This window comes from Streptomyces acidiscabies (genome assembly GCF_020010905.1).
In the GTDB taxonomy this organism is placed as follows: Bacteria; Actinomycetota; Actinomycetes; order Streptomycetales; family Streptomycetaceae; genus Streptomyces; species Streptomyces acidiscabies.
Genome location: NZ_JAGJBY010000002.1, coordinates 3,418,512 through 3,432,702, shown reverse-complemented (window position 1 = coordinate 3,432,702; position 14,191 = coordinate 3,418,512). Strand labels below are relative to the sequence as shown.

Genomic DNA, 14,191 nt, shown 5'->3' with positions numbered 1-14,191 from the left:
TCACTCTCCGGAGGCTCTGGCCGCGAGCCACGTCGCCAGCTCGCAGCGAGAACTCAGGTCCAGCTTGGAGTAGATGCTGGTGATGTGGGAGCCGACGGTCTGCTCCGAGATCTGGAGCCTCGCCGCGACCCCGCGATTGGTCAGCCCGGCCGCGACGGACTCGGCGACCTGGTTCTCCCGCCGGCTCAGCGGTGGCTCGGCGGTGGCGGGACGTGCGGTGCCGCTGTGCACGTAGTCGAGGAGCTGCTGACGGGTCATCCTGCGGGCCAGTCGCTCGGCGGCGCGGTACGTCCCCGCTTCGAGCAGGGGGCCGGTGACGAGGGGCTTGCCAGTGAACAGGCTGTGCCACGGCGAGGTGGACGGCGTGCGCGTGAGTCTTTCCGCCGCCGCTCTGAGGACGATGGCCCGCCGGTGCCGGCCCGTGCTCGCGGCCACTGCCGCCAGTCCGTCCAGCGCGGGCGCCGGCTCATCGTCCTCGGCGCACTCGACGGCCTGCGAGAACGCCGACTCGGCGGTCACGAGATCGCCCCGGGCCAGCGCGGCGGTGCCGACGGTGCACCATCCGAACGACGCGAGGCGCGACTCGCCGTACAGGCGCAGCACCGGCAGCGCTTGTTCGGTGGCCAGCTCCGCGCGGTCGGGGTCCCCGCACCGCGCCGCGAGCCAGGCGAGGTAGAGCCGGCAGGCGGCGACGCCCGCGTGCTCGCCGCGCGCGGTCAGCAACGCCGACGCGTCCTCGTAGTGCCGTACCGCCGATGCCGTCTCGCCTTCGCGCGCGCGGGCGGCACCGAGGGCCAGCAGCGCTGCGGCAAGGCCGGCGTCGTTCCCCGCCTGTTCGAGCGCCGAGACCGCCTGCTCCAGGCCCTGGATACCGGCCGCCCGCGCGCCCGAGGCGAACCGCACCCCGGCGAGATGAGTGAGGAGCACATCGCGATGCGGTGAGCGGAGAGACGCCTGCTCCAGGACGCGTTCGGCGGCCCGGAGGTCACCGGTCCGCGCCAGGTGCCAGCCGTACATCGTGGCCAGGGCGAGGTGACGTCCGCCGGTCCAACGGACCGCCAGGGCCAGGTACTCGCTCCGCGCGGCGATCCAGCATGCCGTCTGCTCCGGTACGTACCCGGTCCGGACGAACTCCGTCGCGCGGTCGTCCAGCCAGGCGATCAGGGCTTGCCGGGCGGCGGCCTGCTCGCCGGCCTCGGCGAGGCGGTCGGCGGCGTACCGCCGGACGGTCCCGAGCTGCCGGATTCCGCCTCCGGCGGCGGGCGGGCAGCGGGTGAGCAGCGATTTCGCCGCGAGATCCGCCAGCAGACCGGGCAGTTCGGCCGCCGATACGTCGCCGAAGGCGCACACCGCCTCGGCGGCGTCGAGGGCGACGTCCCTCGGCAGTACCGACAGCCTGCGCAGTACGGCCCGGTGGCGTGCGCCGAGCAACTGGTAGCTCCCGTCGGCGACGGTGCGCAGGCTCGCTTGCCGGTTGTCGCGGTACAACGCGGGGAGGATCTCGTCCAGCGGCTGTCGCGCCACGCGGCTCGCGGCGAGTTCGATGGCGAGGGGAAGGCCGTCGAGGTGAGCGCACAGCGTGCCGACGGCGGCGGCGTTGGCCTCGGTCAGCTCGAAGTCGGGTGCGGCGGCGCGGGCCCTGTCGACGAACAGCCGGACGGCGTCGGTCCGCCCCAGCTCCCAGAGGCTGAGGCGGTGCCCTGGCGGGGGGACGGAGAGGGGCGGGACCGGGACGACCGCCTCGCCGGGCAGGGCCAGTGCCTCCCGGCCGGTGGCCAGGATCCGTAGCCCCGGGCAGCGGTCGATCAGCTCGGCGACGAGCCGGGCGCAGGGGTCGAGGGCGCGCTCGCAGGTGTCCAGGACGAGTACGGCGTGCTGGTCGCCGATGGCGGAGACCAGCCTGTCGGCAGCCGGCTTCGAGGCGACCGCTGCGGCGATCAGCTCGGTGACGGCCGGGCCGTCGGCCGCCGGTGCGAGGTCCACCCACCACACGTTCTGGTCGGCGCGTGCGAGCGAGCCGCGCAGAGCCTCCGCCAGCAACCGGGTCTTGCCGCATCCGCCCGGCCCGGTCAGGGTGACGAGCCGGTGTCTGCCGGCCGCCTGCCGGAGCATGCGCAGTTCGCTGCGGCGGCCGACGAACGCACCCGGTCTCACCGGCGGACCGTCGTCCGGGAACCCTGCGGTCGGCCGTGCCGCTGGTGGGGCGGGTCGCGAGCTCAGCATGCGGTGAGTAGACAATCCCCGTGTGTGCGGGTTCTCGCTCCGTGGTCCCAACGTCGCGCCCGAATCTGGTGACACGGTCCAAGGGCCCGGCGGGATTGGTCCGGGCGACCAGAGATGGGGGCCGGTTTTGGCACCGTGACGCGAACGGGCCGGCCGGCGCCGCCTGTTTACTGCTCGCAGGCCGACTCCAGCCCTTCGCCTGCGAGGTCACCGATGACGCAGTCCGCCGCTCTGCCTTTTCCTCAGGACCGTACCTGTCCTTATCGCCCGCCCGCCGCCTACGAGGAGCTGTCACGGCCGCTGTCACGGATCACCCTGTACGACGGCCGCGAGGTGTGGGTGGTCACCGGCCACACCGTGGCCCGCGAACTGATGGTCGACCAGCGCGTGTCCGTCGAGGCATGGCGCGACGGCTTCCCGATCCCCGACCCGCGTTTCGCCACGGGCGTCCGGGACCGCCGTCCGACGGTGTGCGGCATTGACGATCCCGAGCACGCCGTCCAACGGCGGGCGCTGATCCCGAGCTTCACACTCAAGCGGACGGCCGAACTCCGGCCGCAGATCCAGCGAACCGTCGACGAACTGCTCGACGCGATGGTGGCGCGGGGCCCGTCGGCCGAGCTGGTGAACGCCTTCGCGCTGCCCGTGCCGTCGATGGTGATCTGCTCGCTGCTCGGCGTCCCGTACGAGGACCACGAGTTCTTCGAGACGCAGTGCCGCAGGATGTCGCGCGGCCTGCCCGAGGACGCCGCCGACGCGGGCTCCCGACTCGACGCCTACCTCGGCGCGTTGATCGACCGCAAACAGGTGACGCCCGGTGGCGGACTGCTCGACGACCTGATCCGGACGCAGATGGTCGAAGGGGAGATGGAGCGGGCCGACCTGGTCGCCCTGGCGTTCATCCTGCTGGTGGCCGGGCACGAGACGACGGCGAACATGCTCTCGCTCGGTACCTTCACCCTGCTCCAGCACCCGGAGAAACTGGCCGAACTGCGCGCCGACCCGTCCCTGTGGCCCGCCGCGGTGGACGAACTGATGCGGTTCCTGGCCATCGCGGACGGGCTCCTGCGGCTGGCCGTCGAGGACATCGAGATCGCCGGTACGACGATCAGGGCCGGCGAGGGGCTCATCTTCACGCCGTCCCTCATCAACCGCGACGCCGACGCCTTCGAGAACCCCGACGAGCTGGACTGGCACCGCCCGGCCCGGCAGCACCTGGGGTTCGGCTTCGGCGTCCACCAGTGTCTCGGGCAGAACCTGGCGCGGGCCGAGATGGAGATCGCGCTGCGGACACTCTTCGAACGGCTGCCCGGTCTGCGGCTGGCCGCGCCCGCTGAGGAGATTCCCTTCAAGCCGGGCGACACGATCCAGGGAATGCTCGAACTTCCCGTCACCTGGTAGGAGTTGGCCGCCATGCGTATCGAGATCGACAGGGACGTCTGTATCGGCTCGGCCCAGTGCGCCCTGACCGCGCCCGGCGTCTTCACTCAGGACGAGGACGGTTTGAGCGAGGTGCTGCCGGGCCGCGAGGACGGCGGCGGGGACCCGCTGCTGCGGGAGGCGGTCCGCACCTGCCCGGTCAGGGCCATCAGCATCTCCGAGGGCTGAGCAGCCCTCACGGCCGTACCTCCTGCGGAGCGTAGTAGTGCATCAGCGCCGCGTTGTCGGCGTCGCCGTGGCCGGCCGTGGTGAGCCAGCGGTGGAGTTCGGCCACGCAGGTGGTGACCGGGAGCGGTACGCCGGCCGCGCGTGCGTGGTCGCGGGCGGCCTCCAGGTCCTTGACCATGTTGCTGACGCGTCCGGTCGGGGAGAGGTCGGCCTCGGCGAACTTGACGAAGAACTCCTGGAGCAGCGCCGAGTCGGCCCTGCCTCCGCTGAGCGCGCCGAGCACCTGCCGGGGTGGCAGACCCGCCGCCCGTACCAGGGCCGCCGCCTCGGCGAGCGCGGCGAATCCGCAGCCGACCAGCACCTGGTTGACGGACTTCACCAGCTGTCCTGATCCGGCGGGCCCGAGATGGGTCAGCCGGGCCGCCAGCGCGGCGAGGACGGGCCGGGCCCGCTCCACGTCCTTCTCGTCGCCTCCGAGCATCAGGGTCAGGTCGCCGCGCTCGGCCCCCGGAGCCCCGCCGGAGAGCGGCGCGTCGACCCAGCCCGCGCCCAGCCGCCCCGCGCGCTCGGCGAATGCGCGGGTGCTGCCGGGGTCGATGCTGGACATGTCGATGACGAGCACACCGTCCGGCGCGGCGCTGAGGACGCCGTCCGGGCCGAACACCACGTGTTCGACGATCTCGGCGGTGTTGAGGGACAGGATCACCGCGCGGGCCCCGGCCAGTCGAGCCGCCGTCTCTGCGGCGAGCGCCCCGTCACGGGCGAGGTCCGCGACGGCGTCGGGCCGGATGTCGTACACCCGCACCGCGTGTTCGCGCCGCAGGAGCCGGCGGGCGATCGCCGAGCCCATGACGCCGAGTCCGGCCACCCCCACCTCCTCTTCTGTCTGCACTGTTCAGTCCTCTGCCGTGGGGTGCGCAAGGCCGCGGCCCTCGCGCAGGAGGTGCAGGACGACGCTGTTGTCCAGGTCGCCGAGGCCCTGGGCGGTGACCGCCGCGTACAGCCGGGCGACGGTGTCGGACAGCGGCAGCGTGACGCGGACGTCGGCGGCGCTCTGCCGGACGAAGCCGAGGTCCTTGTCGAGATAGCGCGCTGGTCCTGACGGGCTGAAGTCGCCGTCGGCGAGGCGGCGTCGTTTCTGGGCCAGCACCTCGGAGGCGGCGAGCCCGCCCGCCAGGACCTCCAGCAGGGCCGCCGGTTCCAGTCCGCCGCGCTCACCGAGCACGACGGCCTCGGCGAGGGCCACCAGGGTTCCCGCGACGACGAGTTGGTTGCACGCCTTGGCGAGCGATCCGGCTCCGGTGTCTCCCATACGGCGTACGGTCGACCCCATCGCGGCGAGATACGGGCGGACGCGTTCGACGGCGTCCACCGGGCCGCCCGCCATGATGGACAGGGAGGCGTCACGGGCGCCGGTGACACCGCCGCTGACCGGGGCGTCGACGACCGTGATGCCACGCGGTCGCAGTTCGCCGGCCAGGTCGCGGACCCCGGCCGGGGAGACGGTGCCCAGCACGACGAGGGTGTGCAGGGCCGGCGCCGGTTCGGCCAGCAGTCCGTCGAGGACGTCCCGTACCTGCGGCAGGTCGGGGAGCATGGTGAGGACGACGGGGGCCGTGGCCGCCACCTGCCCGGGGTGCTCAGCGGCACGGCAGCCGACCTCGACGGCCGAGTCGAGCGCCGGCCGGCCGCGGTTCCAGGCCAGGACGTCGAAGCCGGCCCCGGCCAGGCTCGCGGCCATCGGCAGCCCCATCGCTCCGAGCCCGACGAAGCCGACCGTCGCGGACCGTGCGGACCCTGTGGCCTCTGTGGCCTCTGTGGACGGCGAGGTCACGTGGGGAGCTCCGCGTCGGTGAACAGCCCATCGCGGGCCGCCAGTTCGCCCAGCCGCCCGGACAGGCCCGGGTGGTCGAGCACGTCCCGGTTGACGACGAAGCGGGGCAGTCTGCCGGTCGCCACGTCGAGGATGGCCCGGACCGCGCTGCCGCCGTTGCCGGCGGACATCTCGTCCGTCCACGCGAGGCTGTGCGGGCTGAGGACGACGTTGTCCATGCGCAGCAGCGGGTTGCCGGGGTCGGGGGGCTCGGTCTCGAACACGTCCAGTCCGGCCCCTCGGATGCGCCCGTCGCGCAGCGCCTTGATCAGGGCGGTCTCGTCGACTATCGGGCCGCGGGCGACGTTGAGGAGGACCGCCGAACGTTTCATCAGGGAGAGCCTGCGCGCGTCGACCAGATGGAAGGTCTCCTCGGTCAGGGCGCACATCACGATCACGGCGTCCGACTCGGCCATCACCGTGTCCGCGTCGGTGAGACGTACCCCGAGTTCCGCTGCGGTCTCCGGCGGGCAGTAGGGGTCGCAGGCGATGACGTCGGCCTCGAACGGCCGCAGCAGTCCGACCAGGTCGCGGGCGGTGTTGCCGAGGCCGAACAGTCCGATACGGCGGCCGGTGAGCCCGCGCCCCATCCACCGTTCCCGCTCGGCCCAGCGTCCCTCCCGTACCAGCCGGTCCTTGACGGTGGCGTTGTGCAGCACGGCCAGCAGCAGGGTGAGCGCGGCCGTGGCGACGGGGCGCCGCGCTCCGTCCGGGGTGATGCTCACCAGGACGCCGTGCCGGGTGCAGGCGTCGAGGTCGACCGCGTCGTAGCCGACGCCGAAGCGGGCGAGGAGCACCGGGGGCCGGCCGGCGCCGGTGAAGGTGCGGGTGGTGACGGCGGGTGCCGCGAACAGGACGGCGTCCAGGCCGTCGATGTCCGCCGCGAGGAGTTCGTCCGTGTCGCTGGGCAGGTAGCGCCAGGCGACCCCGGCGGCGTCCAGCTCGCTCAGCCGGATGTCTCCCCACACGTTGCGGCCGTCGCGGCCGAGGAAGTCGTGGCTGACGCCGACGGTGAACCGGCTGCCGGCCATCACAGCACCGCGACCGGGTTGACGGGCGAGCCCGTGCCGCCGGGGATGTTCAGTGGTGCCACGACGAGCAGGAACTCGTAACGGCCCTCCGCCGCGCAGGCGGTGGACAGCGCCTCCAGATCGAGGTTGTCCAGCAGGGGTACGCCCATGGCGGTGATGGCGAGGGCGTGGACGGGAGAGTGCAGCCCCTCGACGGGGGACGGCCGTACATCGCTGTCGCCGTCCCCGCCGAGCAGCGCGATCCCGAGCTCGGCCAGCAGGGGTACGGCGTCGACGTGGAGGCCGGCGCTCGCGTTGTCGGGGTTCCACGCCCCGAGTTCGGCGCGGCGCCGGAAGTGTCCCGAGCGCAGGAGGACCGCGTCGCCCTCGCCGATGGTCACGCCGAGCGCCTGTTCCGCGGCGAGCAGGTCCTCGGCGTGCACGGCGGTTCCGGGTTCGAGCCAGTCGACGCCGAGGGCGGCGGGCAGGTCGATGAGGACGCCTCGGGTGACCAGGGGGCCCAGGGCCGATACGGCGCCGAAGTGGGCGCCGGCGGCGTCGACGACCTCGCGGGCCGTCCGGCCGTCGTAGAGCTGCCCGCGATAGGCGATGTGGGAGAGCGCGTCGAGGTGGCTGACGCCCTTGCCGTGGTAGTCGACGGCGATGAAGTCCTTGTGGCAGGACGGCTCGGGGCTCTCGACGTCGCCGAGGTCGGACATATAGTGCAGGGCGGGTTTGCCGTTGTCGGGTCCCGCCTTCGTGTTCCAGGGCAGGGCCATCGGGACGGTGGTTCCGCTGCGGACGAGGGCGGTGGCGCGTTGGACGTGCGCGGGGGTGACCCTGTTCCACGCGCCGCGGTCGGCGGGGGTCCAGTGGCCCCAGGTGCGGACCGTCTCGAAGAGGGCGTCGAACTCCTCGCGCGAGAGGTGCGGTCCGTTGTCGGGGGAGACGGAAGAGGCCAGAGGAGGCAGGGAATCGAACGGGCTGCTGGTCATCGCTGCTCAGCGCTCCAAGGCTCGGAGGATCTCATCGGCCGGCCCGGACGGCGCGCTGCGGCCGGGGCTTCACCAGGACTCACCGCCGAAGCGTGCGCCGACGCCATTGTCGTTCGGTGAGATACGAGAGACAATCACAACATGCTGTACGTCGAACAGAATGATGGACGGAGTTGCGGGTGAACGCAAGCGATCCGGAAAGCCTTGTTCCGGCGGTGACTCGGGCCGTGGCGATCCTGGACACGCTCGGTGAGGCGGAGGGCCGCCGCCTGTCGGTCAGCGAGATCGCCCGGATCCTGGGGCTGCCGAAGTCCTCGACGGGCAACCTCTGCGCCTCCCTGGAGGCCGCGGGCATGATCACGCGCGACGGAGCGGGTTTCGGCCTGGGCCGCAAGCTGGTCGAACTCGGTGGCCGCTACCTGTCCACGGTGGATCAGGTGCGCGACTTCTACGAGTTGTGCCGGCGCACCTCGCACGTCTCCCGGGAGACGGCCCGCGTCGCCGTGCTGGACGGCCTGGACGTGCTCTACCTGGCCCGGTACGACGGCACGCAGCCGCTGCGGCTCACCGCCAACATCGGCGACCGCTTCCCGGCCAACTGCACGGCCACCGGGAAGGCCATCCTGTCCACCCTGAACCCGGCGGCGGCCGAGGACCGGCTGCGCGGCCGTACCCTGCCGGCCCTGAGCGAGCGGTCCCTCACCTCCGCGCCCGCGCTGCTGGCGGACCTGGCGAGAACGCGGGAGCGGGGCTACGCGATCGACGACGAGGAGGCCACACCCGGCGTCGTCTGCCTGGCCGTTGCGGTCAGCGGGTTCCGTACCGACTCGGCGATGTTCGCCATCAGTGTCACCGTGCTCAAGGCGCGACTCGACGACGAGCTGCGCGCGGCGCTGCTGACGGATCTGCGGACGATCGCGGCGGGAATGGAGAACCCCATGCTCCCGCCGGGAGCACGCCTCGGCGGCGGATGAGCCGGCGGGCGGGCCGGGAACCGCTCGGGGGAATAAAAGCCGGCACGAGCATTGACCACAATGCTGGCCCGAGTTCAGGATGTTGGTCGAGCCGTTGGATCGGTCCTCGGCCTGCACATTCCGGAGAAGTCTGTGAACGACGCTCCCGAAGACACAGCTCCCCCCAACCCCCCGGCCTCCCGCCCGCTGGCGACGATCCGCGGACTGTCCAAGCGGTTCGGCGGCACCCTGGCCCTCGCCGACGTGGACCTCGACCTGCGCGCGGGCAGCGTCCTCGCTCTCCTGGGCCACAACGGCGCCGGGAAGTCCACCCTCATCAAGATCCTCGCCGGTGTCCACCGTGCCGACGAGGGCCGGATCACCGTGGCCGGCCACCCCCTCGGCACGGACGCCGCGTCCGCCGAGATGTCCTTCATCCACCAGGACCTCGGTCTGGTCGAGTGGATGACGGTGGCGGAGAACGTCGCCCTGGGCACCGGCTACCCCCGCCGCGCCGGCCTGGTCTCCTGGCGGCAGGTCCGCCGGCGCTGCGTCGAGGCGCTGGACATCGTGGCCGGCCACCTCGACCCCGACGCGGCCGTCGCCGACCTCACCCGCGCCGAACGCTCCCTCGTCGCCATCGCCCGCGCGCTGTCCACCCGCGCCCGTCTCATCGTCCTCGACGAACCGACCGCGAGCCTGCCCGCAGCGGACTGCGTCCGGCTCTTCGACGTCCTGCACACCCTGCGCGACCGTGGCCACGCCATCGTCTACGTCAGTCACCGCCTCGACGAGGTCTACCGGGTCTCCGACCGTTTCGCGGTCCTGCGCGACGGCCGTCTCATCAGCCAGGGCGTCCTCGCCGGACACAGCCAGGGCCGGCTGGTGCGCGACATCGTCGGCCACGAACCGCAGAGCCACCGGCCGCCCGGCCCCCGCACCACCGGGGCAGCGGCCACCACCGTGCTGCGGCTGGCCGGCGTCACCACCGAGGGCGCCGGACCCGTCGACCTGGACCTGCGCGCCGGGGAGATCCTCGGCATGGTCGGCCTCACGGGAGCCGGCCACCTGGACCTCGGCCGCGCCCTCGCCGGCACCCGGCCCCTCACCGGCGGCCGGGCGCTGCTCGACGGCCGGCCCTATCACCCGGAGTCGGTCGCCGCCGCCGTGGACGCGGGAATCGGCTTCGTCACCAGCAACCGGCAGGAGGAGGGCTGCGCCCTCGAACTCACCGTGCGGGAGAACTTCCTGGCCAATCCGCGCGTCGACACCCGCTCCCCCTGGCACTGGATCAGCCCCCGGCAGGAGCGCGCCGAAGCCCGCTCGCTCATCGAGCGGTTCGGCGTCCGCCCCACCGCCCCGGAGGCACCGATCGCCACCCTGTCCGGCGGCAACCAGCAGAAGGTCATGATCGGCCGGTGGCTGCGGCTGAGCCGCCGCGTGGTGATCCTCGAAGAGCCGACGGCGGGCGTCGACGTCGGCGCCAAGGCCGAGATCTACCGGCTCCTCGACGACGCCCTCGCCCAAGGGCTCGCCGTCCTCCTCATCTCGACCGACTTCGAGGAGGTGGCCGATGTCTGCCACCGCGCCCTGGTCTTCGTACGGGGCACCGCGACGACGGAACTGTCCGGCGACACCCTCACCGTCACCGAACTCACCCAGGCCGCGTCGGCCATGCCGGCGCTGACCGGAACAGGCGATCACTGATGGCCATCGAGACCGGATCCTCCCGCAGCCCGCAGCAGCCCGAGTCCGGCGGTGGACGGGGCACGAAGACGCGCCCCCGTACGACCGCCGCCCCGGAGGGCGCCTCCCGTCGCGCGGGCCCCGGCCACCTGATCGGCACCTACGGACTGCTCGCCCTCACCGCCCTGCTCTTCCTGGTCTTCTCCCTCGCCCTGCCGGACACGTTCCCGACCCTCGACAACATCTCCTCGATCCTGTCCAACCAGTCGATCCCGGCCATGCTCGCGCTCGGCGCGATGATCCCCATCGTCACCGGCAAGTTCGACCTGTCCGTCGGCTACGGCCTCGGTCTGGCCCACGTGCTGACGATGCAGCTGATCGTCAACAACGGCTGGCCCTGGCCGCCGGCCTGCCTGGCGGTCGTCGTCGGCGGCTGCGTCGTCGGCGTGTTCAACGGCCTGCTGGTGGAGTTCGCCAGGATCGACTCGTTCATCGCCACCCTCGGTACCGGCAGCGTGCTCTACGCCTGCACCGGCTGGATCACCGACGGCGCCCGCATCGTCCCCGGCCCGCAGGGACTGCCTGCCGCCTTCACCGACCTGTACGACTCGACGTTCCTCGGCCTGCCGGTGTCCGCGTTCTACGTCCTCGGCCTCGCCGTCGTCCTGTGGCTGCTCCTGGAGCGGCTGCCGCTGGGCCGCTATCTGTACGTCATCGGCTCGAACGCCCGGGCCGCCGACCTGGTCGGCATCCCCACCCGCCGGTACGGCATCTACGCCTTCGCCGGCTCCGGGACCGTGGTCGGCTGCGCCGGAGTCCTGCTCGCCTCCCAGCAGCAGATCGGCAACCCCAGTGTCGGCATGGACTACCTGCTGCCCGCCTTCGTCGGCGCGCTGCTCGGCTCCACCGCCATCAGGCCCGGCCGTGCCAACGCCGCCGGCACCGTGGTCGCCGTCTCCGTCCTCGCCATCGGTCTCGCCGGCATCCAGCAGTTGGGGGCCGAGTTCTGGGCCACGTCCCTGTTCAACGGCGGCACCCTCCTGCTCGCGGTCGGCCTGGCCGGCTACTCCGCCCGCCGCAGGCTGCGCGCCGGGAACGCCTCCTCCTGACGCCCCCTCCTGATGAGCACCCCTCCCCCCCTTCCGCATGTCAGCAAGGAGCCTCGCCGTGACCCACCAGGTCGCCCGCGCGGTACCACTGAGGGCCATCGCCGCCTTCGCCGTGGTCACCGCCCTCGCCTCGGGCTGCACCCGCGGCTCACAAGCCGCCGCCACCAACGCCGCATCCTCCGCGAAGGCCGGCTGCCCGGCCGTCCTCGCCAAAGCCAGGACGGCCGTCAAGGCGGCCGAGGACGTCGACGCCCCCTGGAACGGCCCGGCCACCGGCCCCAAAGCGGTGTCCGGCAAGAACATCGTCTACGTGGCCCAGAGCATGACCAACCCCGGCGTCGCGGGCACCGCCGACGGCGTCCGGGAGGCTGCCAGGGCCATCGGCTGGAACGTACGGATCCTCGACGGCCAGGGCACCCCGGCCGGCATCCAGGCGGCCCTCAGCCAGGCCGTCGCCGTCAAGCCCGACGGCATCGTCCTGTCCGGCTTCGACCCCAGGTCGACCGCTCAGCAGGTCGCCCAGGCCGACGCCGCCGGCATCCCGCTCATCGGCTGGCACGCCGTGGGCACACCGGGCCCCAGCACCAGCCCCAAGCTCTTCAGCAACGTCACCACCAGGGTCGAGGACGTCGCGAAGATCAGCGCCGACTGGGTCATCAGCCAGTCCGACGGCCGGGCCGGGGTGGTGGTCTTCACCGACGCCTCCATCCCGTTCGCCAAGGGCAAGTCGGACCTGATCGCCAAGGAACTCGCCACCTGCTCCGACGTCAAGGTCCTGACGACGTCCAACATCCCCATCGCCGACGCCAGCAGCCGTACGCCGCAGGAAGTGTCCGCGCTGCTGTCCCGGTACGGGACGAAGTGGACGCACTCCGTCGCCATCAACGACCTCTACTTCGCCGACGCCGCACCCGCGCTGCGGGCGGCGGGCAGGCAGGGCGGCGGAGCCCCCTTCAACATCGGCGCGGGCGACGGCGACCCGTCCGCCTTCCAGCGCATCGGCAGCGGGCAGTTCCAGTCGGCGACGGTCCCCGAACCGCTCTCGGAACAGGGCTGGCAGATCGTCGACGAGTTCAACCGCTCCTTCTCCGGCGCACCGGCCAGCGGCTACGTCGCTCCCGCCCACATCACCACGGCCGACAACGCCGGCGGCACGTCCTCCTGGGATCCGGCGGGGTACCGCGAGGGGTACCGGAAACTCTGGGGGAAGTGACCCCGGCCGCCCGCGGTCCTGGTTTCACGGTCAGGCGGAGCGGCGGCTCGGCAGGGCGGCGGGCGGTGTCTCCCGGTCCCGGGGGACGAGCATGGTGGTGCCGAGTTTCTGGACCAGGTAGAGCGCGCTGTGCAGCCGGAGCCGGTCCTCGCCCAGTTCGCGCAGGGACGTGCCGAGCAGTTGCTCGGCCTTCCTGACCCGGTACAGGACGGTGTTCTTGGCGACGTAGAGGAGTTCGGCGGTCGCGGCCACGCTGCGTTCCTGCTCCAGATAGCACAGGACCGTCTCCCGGAGCGCGGCGGTGGCCTTGTCGTCGGTGGCCAGCGGGCCGAGTTCACGCACGACGAAGTCCGTCGCCGCCGCCATCTCGTTGCCGAGCAGCAGGAGGAGTTCCAGCGCGCCGTAGTCGCGGACGCCGGCGGGCCGGGTCTCCCCCACCGTCTCCAGCGGTTCGCAGGCGCGCGCCTGGAAGTGGGACTGGCGGAAGCCCGCGATACCGTCGCCCGGGAGTCCGGAGAAGACCTGGATGTGGGCGGGTACCGCGAGCGGCTTCTCGATGCTTCGGAAGGCCGTGGGACGGGCGGTGCTGCGGCCTCCCCAGGCCCACAGCCGGGTGGTACCGACGGGCAGCAGGAACGTGGAGGAGCAGCCGGCCGCCTCCAGCAGGTTCAGTGCCGTGTCCTTCATCCCGCCGACCCGGTCGGGTACGGGCTCCTCGCAGGCGACGATCAGGGCGACGTGGTGCAGCGTCAGGTCGTAGCCGAGGCGCTGCACCGTGCCCGCCAGGTCGACCGGCTGGCCCTCCAGGATCGCGTTGACGAGCGTGATCCGCCCTCGGGCGACTCCGGTGAGCCAGCGCGCCCGGCACTGCGCGAAGGTGTTGCCGACGAACAGGACCAGCCGCTCCATGCCGTCGAAGAGTTCCACGGAGAGCCGCTGCATCGCCGCCGGGCGCTCCGCCACGGGCAGGGCGGCGGCGCAGAAAGCGAAGAACTCCTGCATGAGTTCCGCGTGAATGAAACGCACGCGGCGCAGCAGCTGTTCGACGTGCATTCCGGATTCCACGCCCTTGCGGACCGTGTCACCGATTTCATCCTTCACGCTTTCCGGCAGGGTGCCGAGACCGCCCAACCGCAGCAGCCCCCACAGGGAGACCGCCTCGAAAAGTCGGGGCTCGATGCGGGAGCCGAGATCCCCGAAATCGGGCTTCGCGGCGACCCGGTCGACCAGAACCCGGCTCTTCTCCACGACCCAGCCCACCGCTGCCGGGCCCACCAAGGAAATCGCCTGGTCGAGCAGTTGCCTGCCGACGGCCGACCGATTCAGCGCCTCGTGATCAATGGGGCGCAGCAAATGTATCAAAACGCATCCTCCAGCGTTTCTATTTCACCTGCGGAAATGGTCCCGACCATAGGGAGCGGCTCAGTGATCCAAAAGATATCACCCCGTGATCGGGGTCGAGGAATCACTGGGTAATTGCTGAGTATCAGTGATAAGCCGAGTAACTCATACCCGGCAATG

The 14,191-nt window shown here is 72.1% G+C and carries 12 protein-coding genes; 6 read left to right on the top strand and 6 right to left on the bottom strand.

What is annotated here, in order from left to right; translation table 11 throughout:
• Nucleotides 1-2,154 (bottom strand): helix-turn-helix transcriptional regulator, encoded by a 2,154-nt coding sequence (locus J8M50_RS49900; RefSeq protein WP_010352669.1) that lies wholly within the window; start codon nucleotides 2,152-2,154, stop codon nucleotides 1-3.
• Between the two features lie 282 nt (nucleotides 2,155-2,436).
• On the opposite strand from J8M50_RS49900, the gene J8M50_RS41765 reads away from it, so the two are divergent.
• Nucleotides 2,437-3,624, top strand: coding sequence for a cytochrome P450 (locus J8M50_RS41765; protein WP_010352668.1), 1,188 nt, complete (start codon nucleotides 2,437-2,439; stop codon nucleotides 3,622-3,624).
• A 12-nt stretch (nucleotides 3,625-3,636) separates the two neighbouring features.
• Nucleotides 3,637-3,831, top strand: coding sequence for a ferredoxin (locus tag J8M50_RS41760; RefSeq protein ID WP_010352667.1), 195 nt, complete (start codon nucleotides 3,637-3,639; stop codon nucleotides 3,829-3,831).
• Nucleotides 3,832-3,838: 7 nt separating this feature from the next.
• Here the strand turns inward: J8M50_RS41760 and J8M50_RS49895 are convergent, their stop codons facing one another.
• The 4 genes from J8M50_RS49895 to J8M50_RS41740 are packed head-to-tail and all read right to left on the bottom strand — an operon-like array spanning nucleotide 3,839 to nucleotide 7,709.
• The gene (locus J8M50_RS49895; protein ID WP_223786416.1) at nucleotides 3,839-4,723 is read right to left on the bottom strand and encodes an NAD(P)-dependent oxidoreductase; all 885 of its coding nucleotides are present in this window, start codon (nucleotides 4,721-4,723) and stop codon (nucleotides 3,839-3,841) included.
• A 3-nt stretch (nucleotides 4,724-4,726) separates the two neighbouring features.
• Nucleotides 4,727-5,665, bottom strand: coding sequence for an NAD(P)-dependent oxidoreductase (locus J8M50_RS49890; RefSeq protein WP_010352663.1), 939 nt, complete (start codon nucleotides 5,663-5,665; stop codon nucleotides 4,727-4,729).
• Nucleotides 5,662-6,735 carry an NAD(P)-dependent oxidoreductase gene (locus tag J8M50_RS41745; protein WP_010352662.1) on the bottom strand — a complete coding sequence of 358 codons (1,074 nt, stop codon included), beginning with the start codon at nucleotides 6,733-6,735 and terminating at the stop codon, nucleotides 5,662-5,664. Before J8M50_RS41745 ends, J8M50_RS49890 begins: the two co-directional genes overlap by 4 nt.
• Nucleotides 6,735-7,709, bottom strand: a complete 975-nt coding sequence (locus J8M50_RS41740; protein ID WP_010352661.1) for a cyclase family protein — start codon at nucleotides 7,707-7,709, stop codon at nucleotides 6,735-6,737. Before J8M50_RS41740 ends, J8M50_RS41745 begins: the two co-directional genes overlap by 1 nt.
• Nucleotides 7,710-7,888: 179 nt before the next feature.
• Between J8M50_RS41740 and J8M50_RS41735 the strand changes: the two genes are divergently transcribed.
• The 4 genes from J8M50_RS41735 (at nucleotide 7,889) to J8M50_RS41720 (ending at nucleotide 12,670) form a co-directional block, all read left to right on the top strand.
• On the top strand, nucleotides 7,889-8,683 hold the full coding sequence (locus J8M50_RS41735; protein ID WP_029183707.1) for an IclR family transcriptional regulator: 795 nt from the start codon (nucleotides 7,889-7,891) through the stop codon (nucleotides 8,681-8,683).
• Nucleotides 8,684-8,815: 132 nt separating this feature from the next.
• Nucleotides 8,816-10,369 carry a sugar ABC transporter ATP-binding protein gene (locus tag J8M50_RS41730; RefSeq protein ID WP_010352659.1) on the top strand — a complete coding sequence of 518 codons (1,554 nt, stop codon included), beginning with the start codon at nucleotides 8,816-8,818 and terminating at the stop codon, nucleotides 10,367-10,369.
• Nucleotides 10,369-11,457, top strand: a complete 1,089-nt coding sequence (locus J8M50_RS41725) for an ABC transporter permease (RefSeq protein WP_010352658.1) — start codon at nucleotides 10,369-10,371, stop codon at nucleotides 11,455-11,457. Before J8M50_RS41730 ends, J8M50_RS41725 begins: the two co-directional genes overlap by 1 nt.
• 58 nt (nucleotides 11,458-11,515) lie before the next feature.
• A complete protein-coding gene (locus J8M50_RS41720; protein WP_010352657.1) occupies nucleotides 11,516-12,670 on the top strand; it encodes a substrate-binding domain-containing protein in 1,155 nt (384 codons plus the stop codon).
• Nucleotides 12,671-12,700: 30 nt separating this feature from the next.
• Here the strand turns inward: J8M50_RS41720 and J8M50_RS41715 are convergent, their stop codons facing one another.
• Entirely contained in the window at nucleotides 12,701-14,032 is a 1,332-nt protein-coding gene (locus tag J8M50_RS41715) for a PucR family transcriptional regulator (RefSeq protein WP_141655569.1), read from the bottom strand.
• Nucleotides 14,033-14,191: the final 159 nt, after the last annotated feature.

What these genes read in the sequence shown, in the direction of transcription:
- J8M50_RS41745 (WP_010352662.1), bottom strand. Translation starts at nt 6,735, where the DNA reads ATGGCCGGCAGCCGGTTCACCGTCGGCGTCAGCCACGACTTCCTCGGC.
- J8M50_RS41760 (WP_010352667.1), top strand. Translation starts at nt 3,637, where the DNA reads ATGCGTATCGAGATCGACAGGGACGTCTGTATCGGCTCGGCCCAGTGC.
- J8M50_RS41725 (WP_010352658.1), top strand. Translation starts at nt 10,369, where the DNA reads ATGGCCATCGAGACCGGATCCTCCCGCAGCCCGCAGCAGCCCGAGTCC.
- J8M50_RS41765 (WP_010352668.1), top strand. Translation starts at nt 2,437, where the DNA reads ATGACGCAGTCCGCCGCTCTGCCTTTTCCTCAGGACCGTACCTGTCCT.
- J8M50_RS41740 (WP_010352661.1), bottom strand. Translation starts at nt 7,709, where the DNA reads ATGACCAGCAGCCCGTTCGATTCCCTGCCTCCTCTGGCCTCTTCCGTC.